Annotated in this window: 14 protein-coding genes; 6 read left to right on the top strand and 8 right to left on the bottom strand. The window is 62.0% G+C overall.

Going from position 1 to position 15,084, the window contains the following annotated elements:
* The first annotated feature begins 258 nt into the window (after positions 1-258).
* Genes efeU through efeO form a run of 4 tightly spaced genes read left to right on the top strand, consistent with a single transcriptional unit; the run spans position 259 to position 4,471 of the window.
* Complete coding sequence (efeU, locus tag AC13EY_RS07690; RefSeq protein WP_464383472.1) at positions 259-1,101, top strand: iron uptake transporter permease EfeU; 843 nt, start codon at positions 259-261, stop codon at positions 1,099-1,101.
* A gap of 37 nt (positions 1,102-1,138) precedes the next feature.
* Positions 1,139-2,266, top strand: a complete 1,128-nt coding sequence (locus AC13EY_RS07685; RefSeq protein WP_482876619.1) for a cupredoxin domain-containing protein — start codon at positions 1,139-1,141, stop codon at positions 2,264-2,266.
* A gap of 21 nt (positions 2,267-2,287) precedes the next feature.
* Positions 2,288-3,604 carry an iron uptake transporter deferrochelatase/peroxidase subunit gene (gene efeB, locus AC13EY_RS07680; RefSeq protein WP_482876621.1) on the top strand — a complete coding sequence of 439 codons (1,317 nt, stop codon included), beginning with the start codon at positions 2,288-2,290 and terminating at the stop codon, positions 3,602-3,604.
* Positions 3,605-3,637: 33 nt separating this feature from the next.
* Complete coding sequence (efeO, locus tag AC13EY_RS07675) at positions 3,638-4,471, top strand: iron uptake system protein EfeO (protein ID WP_482876623.1); 834 nt, start codon at positions 3,638-3,640, stop codon at positions 4,469-4,471.
* 255 nt (positions 4,472-4,726) lie between these two features.
* Here efeO and glpK read toward each other — a convergent pair whose 3' ends face one another.
* Complete coding sequence (gene glpK, locus AC13EY_RS07670; RefSeq protein ID WP_228247368.1) at positions 4,727-6,208, bottom strand: glycerol kinase GlpK; 1,482 nt, start codon at positions 6,206-6,208, stop codon at positions 4,727-4,729.
* A gap of 35 nt (positions 6,209-6,243) precedes the next feature.
* Positions 6,244-6,714 (bottom strand): Cys-tRNA(Pro) deacylase, encoded by a 471-nt coding sequence (ybaK, locus tag AC13EY_RS07665; RefSeq protein WP_482876624.1) that lies wholly within the window; start codon positions 6,712-6,714, stop codon positions 6,244-6,246.
* A gap of 175 nt (positions 6,715-6,889) precedes the next feature.
* Between ybaK and glpD the strand changes: the two genes are divergently transcribed.
* Positions 6,890-8,440: a glycerol-3-phosphate dehydrogenase gene (gene glpD / locus AC13EY_RS07660; RefSeq protein ID WP_269687105.1), complete on the top strand. Its 1,551-nt coding sequence runs from the start codon at positions 6,890-6,892 to the stop codon at positions 8,438-8,440.
* Between the two features lie 18 nt (positions 8,441-8,458).
* On the opposite strand, the gene AC13EY_RS07655 is transcribed toward glpD, so the two are convergent.
* Entirely contained in the window at positions 8,459-9,493 is a 1,035-nt protein-coding gene (locus tag AC13EY_RS07655; protein ID WP_269687106.1) for an NADP-dependent oxidoreductase, read from the bottom strand.
* Positions 9,494-9,619: 126 nt separating this feature from the next.
* Positions 9,620-10,171 (bottom strand): hypothetical protein, encoded by a 552-nt coding sequence (locus AC13EY_RS07650; RefSeq protein WP_269687107.1) that lies wholly within the window; start codon positions 10,169-10,171, stop codon positions 9,620-9,622.
* Positions 10,172-10,326: 155 nt separating this feature from the next.
* On the opposite strand from AC13EY_RS07650, the gene AC13EY_RS07645 reads away from it, so the two are divergent.
* Positions 10,327-12,177, top strand: a complete 1,851-nt coding sequence (locus tag AC13EY_RS07645; RefSeq protein ID WP_228247373.1) for an ATP-binding response regulator — start codon at positions 10,327-10,329, stop codon at positions 12,175-12,177.
* Here AC13EY_RS07645 and AC13EY_RS07640 read toward each other — a convergent pair.
* The 4 genes from AC13EY_RS07640 to fnr form a co-directional block, all read right to left on the bottom strand.
* Positions 12,140-12,778 carry a response regulator gene (locus AC13EY_RS07640; RefSeq protein ID WP_228247374.1) on the bottom strand — a complete coding sequence of 213 codons (639 nt, stop codon included), beginning with the start codon at positions 12,776-12,778 and terminating at the stop codon, positions 12,140-12,142. The genes AC13EY_RS07645 and AC13EY_RS07640 overlap by 38 nt on opposite strands.
* A gap of 124 nt (positions 12,779-12,902) precedes the next feature.
* Positions 12,903-13,730 carry an ion transporter gene (locus AC13EY_RS07635; protein ID WP_228247375.1) on the bottom strand — a complete coding sequence of 276 codons (828 nt, stop codon included), beginning with the start codon at positions 13,728-13,730 and terminating at the stop codon, positions 12,903-12,905.
* 49 nt (positions 13,731-13,779) lie between these two features.
* Positions 13,780-14,328, bottom strand: coding sequence for an adenine phosphoribosyltransferase (locus AC13EY_RS07630; RefSeq protein WP_228247376.1), 549 nt, complete (start codon positions 14,326-14,328; stop codon positions 13,780-13,782).
* A 16-nt stretch (positions 14,329-14,344) separates the two neighbouring features.
* On the bottom strand, positions 14,345-15,076 hold the full coding sequence (gene fnr / locus AC13EY_RS07625) for a fumarate/nitrate reduction transcriptional regulator Fnr (protein ID WP_088273810.1): 732 nt from the start codon (positions 15,074-15,076) through the stop codon (positions 14,345-14,347).
* Between the last annotated feature and the right edge of the window lie 8 nt (positions 15,077-15,084).

Genomic DNA, 15,084 nt, shown 5'->3' with positions numbered 1-15,084 from the left:
CCACTCGGCCATGGGTTGGCGCACAGGTCTGCCTATCGAGCGGGAGCCGAACTTCCCGGCGCTGAAAGACCACACTCCAGCGTGGCCCGTGCCGTTGCTCGTTCGGCGGCCCTTTGCGGCTGATAGCGGGCTATTTCTTGATGCTTCAGATGAAAATCAGCGTTTCCGATATGGATACGCTGAAGTGGTTTTTTACATATTTTGTTACATGTATGATCTGGTCGTATTCAAATTCATTCTCAATTGCGACTGATTGTCATGCTTGTTCCATTCCTGATCATGCTGCGCGAAGGCCTCGAGGCCGCGCTGATTGTCGGCATCATTGCCAGCTACCTCCGTCAGACCGGCCGTGCCGCGTGGATGCCGGTCATCTGGACCGGTATTTTCCTCGCCGTCACATTGGCGTTGCTCGGTGGCGCGGCCCTGCAGTTGGTCAGCGCCGAGTTTCCCCAGCGTCAGCAGGAGATGTTTGAAGCGGCTGTCGGTTTGATTGCCGTTGGTGTGCTGACCTGGATGGTGTTCTGGATGCGGCGCGCGTCGCAGGGGTTGCGTACTGAGCTGACCGGCGCGCTGGACCAGGCGTTTCAGGCCGGCCAGGGGCAAACCTGGGCGTTGATCGGCATGGTCTTTCTGGCGGTCGCTCGCGAGGGGCTGGAGTCGGTGTTCTTTCTGCTGGCGGTGTTCCAGCAGGGGCGGGGCACCGGAGCACCGCTGGGCGCGCTGCTTGGCGTCCTGTGCTCGGTACTGGCCGGCTGGGCGTTCTATCGTGGCAGCCTGCGCTTGAATCTGAAGCACTTTTTCCGCGGAACCGGCCTGTTCATTCTGCTGGTGGCTGCTGGGTTGTTCTCGGGTGCGGTGCGCGCATTGCACGAGGCGGGCCTGTGGAATTATGGCCAGCGCAATGTCTTCGATCTGAGCGAATGGCTGCCGCTGGACACTCCGCTGGGCAGCCTGTTTGCCGGTATTTTCGGCTATCAGCCTGCGCCCAGTGTCAGTGAAGTCGTCGCCTATCTCGGCTTCTTGCTGATCACCCTGTTTTTCTTCTTCCGACCCGGTACTGCGCAGCTCGCTAGACCTGCCGCAGCGCGGGTTGGTGGTTGAGTTTTACACCTGTCCAACACTGCCTGCGAGTGTCCTGATGTCTGATCCTTTTGCTTCTGCTCCGTCGCCGCTTGCGTTGCGGGCTGGCATGGCTGGTGCTGCCGTGCTGATGCTCGGCGCGCTGGGTATTTTCTATTTGTCGCTGGGTTCGAAGTCGTCAACCGACACGACTGATACTCACCAGATCACCATTGACGCCAGTGGTTGTTCACCGAACACGCTTACCGTGCCTGCCGGTGCTCAACGCTTTACCGTGTTCAACGAGAGTGAGCGTGCGATCGAGTGGGAAATTCTCGATGGCGTGATGGTACTGGAGGAGCGTGAGAACATCGCTCCCGGCCTGCATCAGCAACTGACAGCCACGTTGCTGCCCGGTGAATACCAGATGACCTGTGGCCTGCTCAGTAATCCGCGCGGGACGCTGACCGTGACTGCGGTGGCCGGGCAGACCGTTGCCGCCGATCTGTCCGCACGCGCACTGATCGGTCCGTTGGCTGAGTACCGCGTCTACCTGACGCTGGAAGGGCGGGCGCTGGCGCGCGCGGTCGGCAACCTGCATCAGCAGATTGCTCATAACAACCTGGACGCGGCGCAGCAAGCCTGGCTGGATGCACGCGCAATCGATCAGCACATGGCGCTCGCCGTAGGTCTGTTCAGCGATCTGGATCAACGGCTGAATGCGCGCGCCGAGTACTTCGCAGAGCGCGAACAGGATGCCGATTTTCGCGGCTTTGAACGCCTGGCTTATGGCTTGTTTGAACAGCAGACCACCGACGGATTGCTGCCGGTCGTCAAGCAGCTGAGTGCCGACGTTGGCGCGCTGCGCTCACGTTTGAGTGCCCAGGGTGTACCGGCCTCCCAACTGGCCAATGGCGCCGGCCGGGTATTGCAGGCCTGGCATGACCAGCAGCAGAACAACGATCAGCTCAGCAGCAGGGCGCGCAGTGATCTGCAGGGCTTGCAGGCAGGTATCGACAAGGTCGTATCGCTGCTGCTTCCGGTTCTCCGGCAGTCGCACCCGCAGGAGTCTGAGGCCCTGCAGGCGGCCAATGCGTCGCTGGCCGAGCAGGTGCCTGCCGCTGACACCCAAACCCTATTGCTGGCCAGCCAGCAGCTGGCGAACCAATTGGCCAGCGTCAACGCGCTGCTGGCCGGTGCTTACTGATATTCAGGATCGAGAGTACGTATGAGTGATCGTGATGACCTTTCACCGGGCTGCCCGTTCTCCGGCCTTAATCGCCGCCGCTTCCTGCAGGGCCTGGGCGCAGCGGGTATCGGTGCCGCTGCTACTGCACTGAGCAGCGGCGCGCTGGCCGGCCAGCAGGCGCGCGCGGCAGAAGTAACCGATGCGCCGTCCAGCTCGGCTACCCATCAATTCCACCCGTTTTATGGCGACCAGCAGCAGGGCATTGTTACCCCGCGCCCGGCGGTAGGCATGTTGGCCAGCTTTGATGTGCTGGTGGCTGATCGCGAAGGTCTGGAGCGCTTGCTGCGTACCCTGACTGAGCGCATTGCATTTCTGACCCGGGGCGGTACCTATGAGCAGCGCGACCCGCGCTACCCTCCGGTGGATTCCGGCATCCTCGGGCCCAGCATCGACCCTGACGGGCTGACCATTACGCTGTCGGTCGGTGCCTCGCTGTTTGATGACCGCTTCGGGCTGGGCGCGGTCAAACCCCGTCACCTGCAGCGCATGGTCGCGTTCTCCAACGATGCGCTGGATGCCGATCGCTGTCACGGTGATATTTCCCTGCAGTTCTGTGCCAACACCGAGGGCACTACCATTCACGCCCTGCGTGACATCATCAAGAACACCCCCGGCATGCTGATGCTGCGCTGGAAACAGGAAGGCACGGTGCCGGTCATGGCGCCGCGCTCCGATGGCTCGACCGAAAGCGCACGCAACTATCTCGGCTTTCGCGATGGCACCGCCAACCCGCCGGCAGACAACAGCGGCCTGATGCAGAACGTGGTGTGGGTTGATGGCAGCAACCAGGAGCCCGAATGGGCACACAACGGCAGCTATCAGGCCGTGCGCATCATCCGCAACTTCGTCGAACGCTGGGACCGCACGCCACTGCAGGAGCAGGAAGCCATCTTTGGTCGTCGTCGCGATAGCGGCGCGCCCATGCATGGCGGCATCGAGCATGATATGCCGGTCTACGACAACGACCCCGACGGCAAGGTGACGCCACTGGACTCGCATATCCGTCTGGCCAACCCGCGCACCCATGGCAGCGAGCGCAATCTGATTCTGCGCCGTCCGTTCAACTACTCCAACGGCGTCGAAGCCAACGGTCAACTGGATATGGGCTTGCTGTTCATCGCCTATCAGGCGGACCTGGAGGCCGGTTTTATTACCGTTCAGAAGCGCCTGGACGGTGAACCGCTGGAGGAATACATCAAGCCCGTAGGCGGCGGCTACTTCTTCACGCTGCCGGGCGTACAAGCCGGGGACTACCTCGGCAGCAGCATGCTGGCTGCCAGCCGGCGCCATTCGTGATTGGCCTTAATACGTCTATTCAGGAGCAGGACAATGTCTAACCTTCGCACCGTCATTACCGCCGCTGCCTTCGGGCTGGTTGCCATGCAGGCACAGGCCGCTGTGGCACCGCAGGATCTGGTCAATCCGATTACCGACTACAAACTCTACGTGCTCGACAACTTGGAGCAGTTCAGCAGTCACACCCGTGAGTTCACCGATGCCATCAAGGCCGGCGATCTGCAGCGTGCCCAGCAGCTGTACGCACCGACCCGTGTTTACTACGAGCGCATCGAGCCAATTGCCGAACTGTTTGCCGATCTGGATGCCAGCATCGACGCCCGTGAAGACGACTACGAGCATGGCGTGCAGGACCCGACCTTCACCGGTTTTCACCGCCTGGAGTACGGCCTGTTTCACGAGCACAGCACCGCTGGCCTGGGCGACTATGCCGAGCGCCTGATGAATGATGTCGAGACTCTGGAGCAGAGTGTGCAGGACCTGACCTTCCCGCCGGAGAAAGTGGTGGGTGGCACTGCGGCGTTGATGGAAGAGGTCGCCGCGACCAAGGTCTCCGGTGAAGAGGATCGCTACAGCCACACCGACCTGTGGGACTTCCAGGGCAATCTGGATGGCTCGAAGAAGATCTTCGAACTGGTCAAACCGCTGGCGGCGCAGGAAGATCCGGCGTTTGTTGCACGTATCGAAGAAAACTTCACCGCCATCGAACACACCCTGGCGCATTACTACCTGATCGAGGGTGATGCCAGCAGTGGGTTTGCGTCCTACGACAAGGTCAGCGAACGTGATCGCCGTGCGCTGGTCGGGCCGGTCACGGTGCTGGCGGAAGAGCTGTCGACCTTGCGTGGGTTATTGGGGCTGAACTAACCCCCGGGCACGGCGTACCGCGCCCCTGCGGTGTGTGTCACGCCGATCTTTGTGTAGGGGCTCGGCATGCTGAGCCCGAGCGGGCTGCGTGGGTTCTTCGGGGGTGTTGAAGGGTGTGCAATCGTCACCCCGGGCACGGCGTACCGCGCCCCTGCGGTGTGTGTCACGCCGATCTTTGTGTAGGGGCACAGCATGCTGTGCCCGAGCGGATGTACCTTGCGCCGATCGTTGCGGGGGGCGTGGTATGCGGCGTTATTACTCCCGCACCCGCCGAATCGCATCCAGCCAGCCTTCATACAAGGCATCGCGCTGGGTTTCCGCCATCTCGGGCGCGAAGGTGCGCTCGCAGGCCCAGTGGCTGGCGATATCGTCGAGGTCTTTGAATATGCCGAGCTGCAGGCCGGCCAGATAGGCCGCACCGAGCGCCGTGGTTTCGGTGACCTGCGGGCGGTCGACGGTGACGCCCAGGATATTGGCCAGCTCCTGTACCACCCAGTTGTTGATCACCATGCCGCCGTCCACACGCAGGGCGGCTGTGCTCTGTGCGCCATCGGCCTGCATGGCTTCGAGCAGGTCGCGGGTCTGGAAACAGACCGATTGCAGGCCAGCCGCGACGATCTGGGCGATGCCGGTATCGCGAGTCAGGCCGAAGATCGCGCCGCGTGCGGTCGGGTCCCAGTAGGGCGCGCCCAGGCCGGTAAAGGCGGGCACCAGATAGACACCGGTGTGCTCACCAGCCTGGCGGGCGAGGGCTTCGGTTTCGCCCGCGTGCTGGATCAGCTTGAGACCGTCGCGTAGCCACTGGATGGCGGCGCCGGCGACGAAAATACTGCCTTCCAGCGCATAGCTGGTCTGGCCGTTGAGCCGGTAGCCTACGGTGGTCAGCAAACGGTTTTGCGAGCGGATCGGCGTGCTGCCGGTGTTCATCACCATAAAGCAGCCGGTGCCGTAGGTGCTCTTGACCATACCCGGCTCGAAGCAGGCCTGACCGATCAGCGCAGCCTGCTGATCGCCGGCGATACCGCAGACCGGGATGCTGGCACCGAGCACCTCGGGCGCGGTCTGGCCAAAGTCGGCGGCGCTGTCCATCACCTCGGGCAGCAGGCTGGCCGGAATATCGAGCAATTGCAGCAGGTCGTCATCCCATTGCTGGGTATGGATATTGAACAGCATGGTGCGCGAGGCGTTGGTGGCGTCGGTGCGGTGGACCTTGCCGCCGGTCAGACGCCAGAGCAGGAAGCAGTCTACGGTGCCGAAACGCAGCTCATTGCGCTCGGCGCGCGCGCGTGCGCCCGGCACATTGTCCAGAATCCAGCGCAGCTTGGTTGCGGAGAAGTAGGGGTCGATCAGCAATCCGGTGCGCTCGCTGATCATCGCCTCATGGCCGGCGGCCTTGAGTTCGGCACAGTAGCTGGCGGTGCGGCGATCCTGCCAGACAATGGCGCGATAGAGCAGCTCGCCGCTGGCGGCGTCCCACACCAGGGTGGTTTCGCGCTGGTTGGTGATGCCGATCCCGGCTACCTCGCTGGCGCTGATGCCGGCTTTTTCCAGCACCTCGCGGCAGACCGCGAGCGTTGAACTCCAGATCTCTTCGCCATCGTGTTCCACCCAGCCGTCGTTCGGAAAGTGCTGGGCGAATTCCTGCTGGGCAACGTGCTCTGGGCGGCCGCTTGCGCTGAACAAAATGGCGCGGCTGCTGGTGGTGCCCTGGTCGATGGCGAGGATCGGCTTGGCCATGGAGGTGTCCTGTTATTGGTTTTGTCTGGAAGTGGTCAGTCGCGGCACAGCTCGTAGAGCAGGGCGCTGGTCTGTTGTTGCAAATCGGCTGCCGCAAGTTCGATTTCGAGCCCACGGCGGCCGCCACTGATGTACATGCTGGGCCAGTTGGCAGCGCTGGCGTCGATAAAGGTGCGCAGGCGTTTTTTCTGCCCGAGCGGACTGATGCCGCCGACCAGATAGCCGGTGCTGCGCTGGGCGGCGGCGGGATCCGCCATCGCGGTTTTCTTGGCCCCGGCGGCAGTGGCGAGCGCCTTGAGGTTCAGTTTGTCGGAGACCGGCACTACGGCGACCAGCAGTTCGCCGGTTTCGGTGGCGGCCAGCAGGGTCTTGAATACGCGCCCGTGCTCCAGCCCTAGCTTGTCGGCGGCTTCGGTGCCGTAAGACTCTGCCTGAGGATCGTGGGTGTAGCGATGTAACTGATAGGCAACCTTGGCCTTGTCGAGCAGTTTGGTGGCAGGAGTCATGTCGCGTCCGCGGTACTTTGAGAAAACAGTGCTTCCCAAGGGTAAACCGCGCGCGGGAAACGGCCAAGGGGCGGGTGCATACTGAGTGCACCGTCACAGCGGGTGTCTTGTCGCTGACACAGTCCTCGTTGCACACTGCTGCGTGCGGTTAAAAACGAATAACAAAGGAGCCCCCATGCTGCCACCCCATCCGGATGAGCGCCAAGCCGCGCAAACAAGATCCTCCAAACTAGTGGATCTGGTCGTCATTGGTGGCGGTATCAATGGCAGTGGCATCGCGGTGGATGCGGCAGGCAGGGGGCTTTCGGTGCTGTTGTGCGAGCAGCACGACCTTGCCGCCCATACCTCGTCGGCCAGCAGCAAGCTGGTGCACGGGGGGCTGCGCTACCTCGAACAGTTCGATTTTCGTTTGGTGCGCGAGGCGCTGGGCGAGCGCGAGGTGCTGATGGCCAAGGCACCGCACCTGATCTGGTCGCTGCGCTTTGTGCTGCCGCACCGACCCCATTTGCGTCCGCGCTGGATGCTGCGTGCGGGGTTGTTTCTCTACGACCATCTGCACCGGGGGATCACTCTGCCGCGCTCCAAAGCGCTGGAGCTGAACGGGCAGGGCATTCTCAATCCGGTGATCAGTCACGCGTTCGAATATTCCGACTGCTGGGCAGATGATTCGCGCCTGGTTGCGTTGAATGCGGTGCAGGCGGCCAGCCTGGGCGCTGACATTCGCCTGCATACCCGCTGCGAGTCGGCGAGGCGTCGTAACGATCTCTGGGAAATCGACCTGCTGGGCCCTGACGGAAAGCTTGAACGGGTGACCGCACGGGCGCTGGTCAATGCCTCCGGGCCCTGGGCGGCGCGGGTCATGGAGCGGGTGGTTGACCAGCGTTCGCCGCACGGCGTGCGGCTGGTCAAGGGCAGCCATATCGTAGTGCCGCAGATTCACCGCGGCAAGGAAGCCTACATCCTGCAGAACGAAGACAAGCGCATCGTGTTTGTGCTGCCCTACGAAGGGCAGTTTTCGCTAATCGGCACCACCGACGTCGACTTTCAGGGTGATCCATCGGTGGTCGAGCCGGATGCGTCTGAGGTCGACTACCTGATCAGCGTGGTCAATGCCCACTTCAAGCGTCAGTTGCGTGCCGAGGATGTGGTGCATAGCTTTGCCGGGGTCCGGCCGCTGATCAGCACCGACACCGCGAAACCCTCGGAAGTCAGTCGCGACTACAGCCTGACATTGGACGGCGAGATCGGCCAGGCGCCGCTGCTCGCTGTTTTTGGTGGCAAGCTGACGACCTATCGGCGGTTGGCCGAGAATGCAATGGATCAGCTGGCCCGCTGGTTTCCGGAGGCCGGCAAGGCCTGGACAGCCGAGCATGCGCTGATTGGTGGTGACTTCGAGTCGCAGGCCAGCCTGCATGCGCAGTTGCGTGCCGAGTTTCGCTGGCTGGCGGAGGAGCAGATTGCGCGTTACGTGCGCAGTTACGGCACCCTGTGCCGGGTGTTCCTGCGTGGCATGCGCTGTGCGCCGGACATGGGCGAGGACTTTGGCGCCGGGTTGACCGAGCGCGAGGTGAAATACCTGCGTGAACACGAGTGGGCGCGGGATGCCGAAACGCTGCTCTGGCGGCGCAGCAAACTGGGCTTGCACCTCAGTGCGGACCAGCAGGCACGACTGGCCGCTTATCTAGAGGAACTCAACACGGCCGAGCGGGAAGTCTGCCCGTCCTGAGACGGGCAGAGGGGCTGATCAGTCGGCGATCTTGACCACCAGCTTGCCGAAATTCTTGCCTTCGAGCAGGCCCATGAAGGCCTCCGGCGCGTTCTCCAGACCGTCTACGCGATCTTCCTTGACCCGCACCTTGCCTTCGGCCACCCAGGGCGTCATCGCCTTGAGGAAGTCCGGGTAGCAATGGCCGTAGTTGTCGAAAATGATGAAACCCTGCATGCGGATACGCTGGCTCAGCATCAGGCGCATCAGTTGCGGCATGCGGTCCGGGCCGTCCGGCAGCGAGGTCATGTTGTACTGGGCAATCAGACCGCACAGCGGGATGCGCGCGTGGGCGTTGAGCAGCGGCATGACGGCGTCAAACACCTTGCCTCCAACGTTCTCGAAGTACACATCGATACCATCCGGGCAGGCGGCCGCCAGCTTCTCGGCCAGCGCCGGGTCCTTGTGGTCGATGCAGGCGTCAAAGCCCAGTTCCTTCACGGCGTAGTCACACTTCTCCGCGCCACCGGCTACGCCAACTGCTCGGCAGCCCATCAGCTTGGCAACCTGGCCGACCACGGTGCCGACCGGGCCGGTGGCCGCGCCAACTACGACGGTTTCACCCGGCTTGGGCTGGCCGATGTCGGTCAGGCCCATATAGCCGGTAAAACCGGGCATGCCCAGCACGCCGAGTGCCAGCGACGGTTCAGCCATGTTCGGATCAAGGCGGAACACCATGCTGCCGTCGGACAGGGTGTAGTCCTGCCAGCCGGAGGCAAAGCACATCACCAGATCGCCGACCTTATAACCGTCGAGTTCCGAGGCGATGACCTCGCTGACCGTGCCGCAGGTCATCACGCCGCCAACCGGCACCGGGTCGGCGTAGGACTTGGCGTCGCTCATGCGCCCGCGCATGTAGGGGTCAAGCGACATCCAGCGGTTGCGCAGTAGCATCTGCCCCGGGACAGGCGTGGGCACTGGGGATTCAACCATCTGGAAGTTGGCCGCCGTTGGTGCGCCGACTGGGCGGGAGGCAAGAAGGATCTGGCGATTGACGTTTGCTGTCTGGGGCATTGTTGTTTTCCTTTGACCAGGTGGATGCCGGTGTCGTCCGCAGACGACCGTGTCCGGCACAATGCCCCTGTGTACAGGCCGCGGTCAAGCTGACCCCGGCCTGGTTGATAGTGCGCTATAGATGGCTCAGTTTCGCGCTTTGCAACGCTGTCGAAATGCCTGCCGCCAGGCCTGCAGGAAGTCGCTCGCCTGCCCACCCCGATGGGGGTAGGAGGTCTCCCAGATTCGCGCTAGGCTAGCGGGGTCGCAGTGCTCGGGCAGTCGCAGCTGCTGATGCTGGTACACCAGCCAGGCTATCGCGGTGGCGTAAGCCAGGTTGTAGCCGAGCTCCGCATGCGGGTCGCGCAGAAAGCAGTGCTGGCTGGCGAGGCCTCTGATGCGGCTGGCCAGATCGGGTTGCCGGGCCAGATACTCGTCCCACAGGCGGGTGTGCAGTCGGGGGCTGATACCATAGGGGCCGATAGCCAGCTCGACGCGCTTGGCCTCGGGCAGGCGAGCAGTGCAGAGCAGGGTGCCCAGCAGCAGCTGGCCGGTGTGCTGGCAGCTGATGCCGAGGTAGTCGAGGGTTGGCTGCAGGATGTTTTGCTGCAGAGTGGCCGTATCACCGAGTTGAAAGAGGTTGAAGGCTGCACCCTGTGCGGGCTGCTCATGTGTATGCGGTGCTGCAATGGCGGACATCGGTTTACGTCCTGTAGGTTACCGTCATGTTTTAAAGCATAGCGGCAGTTTTTTCCGGTAATACGTTGTTTTTAAATTATTTTGAATGCTGCGGCTCGTCGCATATAACGGGTCGTCATAACGGCTGTATTCATAACAACAATGGGCTTTGAACCATGCAGGAATCGACCTCCCGGAGCAGTTCTGCTCCGATTGATGAGCCGGCCTTTCTGGCCGAGCAGCGGGGCTTGAGGCGGCTGCGCTTCAGCAAGACGATTGAAGACGCATTTCAGCATTATCTGCATGCCAAGATGGCGAGTCGGGTCGTGGTCGTGGCGACCTCGTCCATCGTGTTCATGTTGCTTTTCATGTGGCTGGATTACGTCTATCTGCCCCCGGAGCTTGCAACGTACACGCTGAGTATTCGCGCTGTTGGCCTGGGCGTGATCTGTTTTGCCATCTGGTATTCCAACCGACCCGGAAGGGTGCCTCCTCGCTATGCCTTTGCGATGGCGACGGTGGGGTACATCTGTGTCGGTATCATGGTGGCCATGGTGATTACCATGGCCCGTGCCGCTGAGGTTTCCATTCGGGTCACCCACGACGGCCTGTATCTGGTTCTGCTGTCCGGGATGTTTCTGCTGGCCCTGCCGATGCGGCATGCCGTGCTGGGTTCCTGGACTATCGTGCTGAGTTATCTGTTTGCCGAGATGATGATGAGTGCGCCGGCAAGGATGCTGATTTCCGATGGCATTTTCCTGTCCAATTTCGCGGTCATGGGCTCGCTCGGCACCTATCTTTACGAGTATATGCAGCGTCGTGCCTATCTCAACGAGCAGTTGCTGGAAGCCGCCCGCCGCCGCGCCGAACGCGAGAGTCAGAGCAAAACGCACTTTCTGGCGACCGCCAGCCATGACCTGCGTCAGCCGCTGCATGCCATGCTTCTGTTCATTCAGCATTTGCAGGAGCAGCCGCTTAATGGCGAGGCACAGCGCACGGTCGGGCGCCTGAGCGACTCGACCCAGTTGCTGCAGGCCATGCTCAACTCGCTGCTGGACATCTCGCGGCTGAGTGTCGGTATGGTGCGCCCCCAGATACGCTCCTTCAACCTGGCGCCCTGGCTGCAGCGGCTGATTGCCAGTCTGGACAGTGTTGCCCTGCGGCGGGGAATTCAACTCGAGTTGCACTGTGCACCTTATCTCGCGGTGCGCAGTGACACGTTGCTGCTTGAGCGGCTGCTGCGCAACTATCTGAACAATGCGCTGCTGCATGCCGATGCCTCAGTGGTACGCGTTGAGGTGAGCCGCAATGAGGATCATCTGCGGATCGCGGTAATCGATAACGGCTGCGGCCTGGAGGAGGCCGACCAGGAGCGGATCTTCGAGGAGTTCACCCAGTTGCGCAACCCGGCTCGAACGCTCGACAAGGGCGTTGGCCTTGGGCTCAGTATATGTCGTCAGATCTTGCACCTGCTGCAGTACCCCTCCGGGGTGAATTCGCGCCCAGGGGAGGGTGCCTGCTTCTGGGTCGAGGTGCCCGTCGGCGAGTGGCAGGCTCAGCCCGAGGAGCCCATGCAGGCTGTTGTGCCCAATCTGCATGGGCAGGTGGCACTGATTGAGAATGACCGGGTCAGCCGGGAGGCGATGCAGTCGCTGCTGTCGAGCTGGGGCTGTGTGGTCTGGGCGTTTTCCAGCGCCGATGAGGCGCTGGCCGAACTCGGTACAGCAGGTGTGGACGTGGTGCTCAGTGACTATCGACTCGAAGGCGAGCTGAATGGTCTTGAGTTGATCCGGCAGCTGCGTGAACGGGGCATCTTTGGCGGTCCGGCAGCGCTGGTAACGGCCGATACGTCGGATGATCTGGTGGAGTCAGCGCGCCTGGCCGACCTGCATTTGCTCAACAAGCCGGTGCTGCCGGCGCGCCTGCGCCGGCTGGTTCACGAGATGCTGGAGCATGCTGGCCGGTCCGCTGCGGATGCCCGTTCCGGTGCTAGAAACTCACCAGGCCGAGCTTGCGAGCCTGAGTGACACACTCGGTTCGGTTGTGGCAGTCCAGTGAGGAGAACAGCGCCTTGAGGTGGGTTTTGACGGTATCTTCCGACAGTGAAAGACGCTGGCATATCACCTTGTTCGGCAGCCCCTCGGCGAGCAGGTCCAGTATCTCAAGCTGGCGTGGCGTGATGCCGACTTCTCGGGCACTGGTCTGGCGGTCAATTTTCAGTGCGGTGTCGCCGATCACCACCTGGGCGCCGTACAACAGTTGGGTTACAGCGTCCAGCAGGGTCTTGCCGTCGGTTGTCTTGCTGATGAAGCCGGCCGCGCCCAGCTGCAGGGCAGCCTCCAGATCGCTGGGGCTGTTGCTGGCGCTGAGGATGGCGATAGGCACCATGGCGTCCGCGGCCCGCAACTTCTGCATCAGCGACAGGCCGCTGCTGTCCGGCAGTTGCAGATCGAGCAGGATCAGGTCATAGGGGTATTCCCTGACCAGTTGCAGGGCTTCGGCAGCATTGCGGGCGTGATCAAGCTTGACTCCCTCACACAGCGAGCCGAGCGTCAGGCTCAGGCCATCCAGGTAGATCTGATGGTCATCAATCAGCAATAACCGGGTGTCCGGTGGCAGGCTGCTCATGGCACGTCCTCGACTCAGGTGCCGCAGATCACCAAGCAGGCGTCGCGGCGTTTGTTATTGTTTGCCGCCTGATGATATGCAAAGCCCGCAGTGAGCACCACCCCGATCATATCGGGGTGGGATCTCAGTCGCGCGGTGGCAGCTGTTTGCGCAGTTCCTGAAGCTCGCTGCGCAGGGCTTGCAGTTCGCTCAGCAGCGCCTGTGTCGAGTGGTGTTCGACCTCTGGCTCGGCGCTGCTGTTGGCTTCCCGCTGATGCTGGATGGCATCCACAATGACCGCAATAAACAGGTTCAGCATCATGAAGGTAGCGATCAGAATGAATGGCACAAAATACAGCCAGGCGTAGGGAAACTCCTCCATCACCGGTCGCACGATGCCCATCGACCAGCTCTCCAGTGTCATCACCTGGAACAGGGTATACAGGCTGGCGCCCAGCGTGCCGAACCACTCTGGAAAGTGGCTGCCGAACAGCTGAGTCGCGATCACGGCCGCGACATAGAAGATCAGGCCCAGCAGCGCAACGATGCTGCCCATGCCCGGCAGGGAAGACAGCAGCGACTGCACTACGATCTTCATGCTGGGGACGATGGAAATCAGGCGCAGCACCCGCAGTACCCGAAGGGCGCGCAGAACGGCCAGCGGGCCGCTTGCCGGTACCAGTGCAATGGCAATCACCAGCGTGTCGAACAGACCCCACGGGTCACGCAACAGTCGCCAGCCGTGGGCGATAAAGCGCAGACCGATCTCGATTACGAAGCAGCCGAGGATCAGTTGATCGAGCAGGCGTAGCACATGCCCCCAGCGTTGCATCAGGGCCGGTGCGGTTTCCAGTCCGAGAATCACTGCGTTGATCAGAATCAGGGTGGTGATGAGGTATTGAAAGCGAGGGCGTTCCAGCCAGGCGGCCAGACGCTCGCGCCAGGGCGCGTTGAGTTCCAGGGTTGTGTTCATGGTGGTCTTCGGGAGAGGAGATAATGGCCCGCAGGGCGGGCCCTTGATGTCAGTGCTCGTTTTCTGCAAAGGCGCAGAGTGTGTAAGTCGGGATACCTGCGTCCTGCATGATCTGCGAGCCACCCAGATCCGGCAGATCAATAATGGCGGCGGCTTCGTAGACGCTGGCACCGCATTGGCGAACCAGGCTGGCCGCGGCGAGGAAGGTGCCGCCGGTGGCAATCAGATCATCCAGCAGCAGTACCTGCTCACCGCCGGCGAGGGCGTCGCGGTGCATCTGCATGGTGGCTTCACCGTATTCGGTGGCATAGCTGGCGCCGATGGTATCGGCTGGCAGCTTGCCGGCCTTGCGCAGCAGCACCAGAGGACGATTGAGTTCATAGGCCAGGATCGAGCCTATCAGAAAGCCGCGCGCGTCAATGGCGCCGATATGGGTTACCGGGCTGTCGATATAGCGCTGGATCAGGCTGTCGGCCACCATGCGCAGGCCCTTCGGCGACTGAAACAGGGGCGTGATGTCGCGGAAGGTCACGCCTTCCTTGGGAAAGCCGGGCACCGGCCGGATCAGCGACTTGATCGCATATTCGTCAAAGATCATCGATAGGTCCTGAAAATCAGTCGAGCTGGCCGCCAGCCAGCGCACACAGCTCGCCGTGGTTGAGAATCTCTACTTCCTTGCCCTCGGCGGCGATCAGTCCCTGTTGCTGGAAGCGGGTAAATACGCGGGATACGGTTTCCACCGCCAGACCCAGATAGTTGCCGATATCGTTACGCGACATGGCCAGCCGGAAGGAGCGGGCCGAGTATCCCCGGGCACGGAAACGCGCCGACAGGTTGATCAGCAGCGTAGCAATGCGTTCGTCCGCAGTCTTCTTCGACAGCAGCATCATCATCTGCTGGTCATCACGGATTTCGCGACTCATCAGGCGCATTACCTGGCGGCGCAGGGTTGGCATGCTGGCAGTCAGATCATCCAGGCGCTCGAACGGGATTTCACATACGGATGTGGTTTCCAGTGCTACCGCGGTAACCGGCTGGCGCTCACCGTCCATACCGGAAAGCCCAATCAGCTCACTGGCCAGATGGAAGCCGGTAATCTGTTCGACACCTGCATCATCAACGGTGAAGGTCTTGATGGTGCCGGAGCGCAGTGCATACAGGGAGTCAAATGAATCACCCTGTCGGAAAAGCACCTCACCCTTGCGCAGCGGTCGGCCACGCTTGACGATGCTGTCCAGGCTGTCCAGCTCCTGATCCTGCAGCGCCAGTGGCAGGCACATGGCGGCGAGGCTGCAGTCCTTGCAGTGCGCTTCGGGTAGCGCTTTTAGTTTGATTGCATCGGTCATGACGGTCG

Source organism: Halopseudomonas sp. L-58 (assembly GCF_056859475.1).
This window is presented reverse-complemented; position numbering and strand designations above follow the sequence as displayed.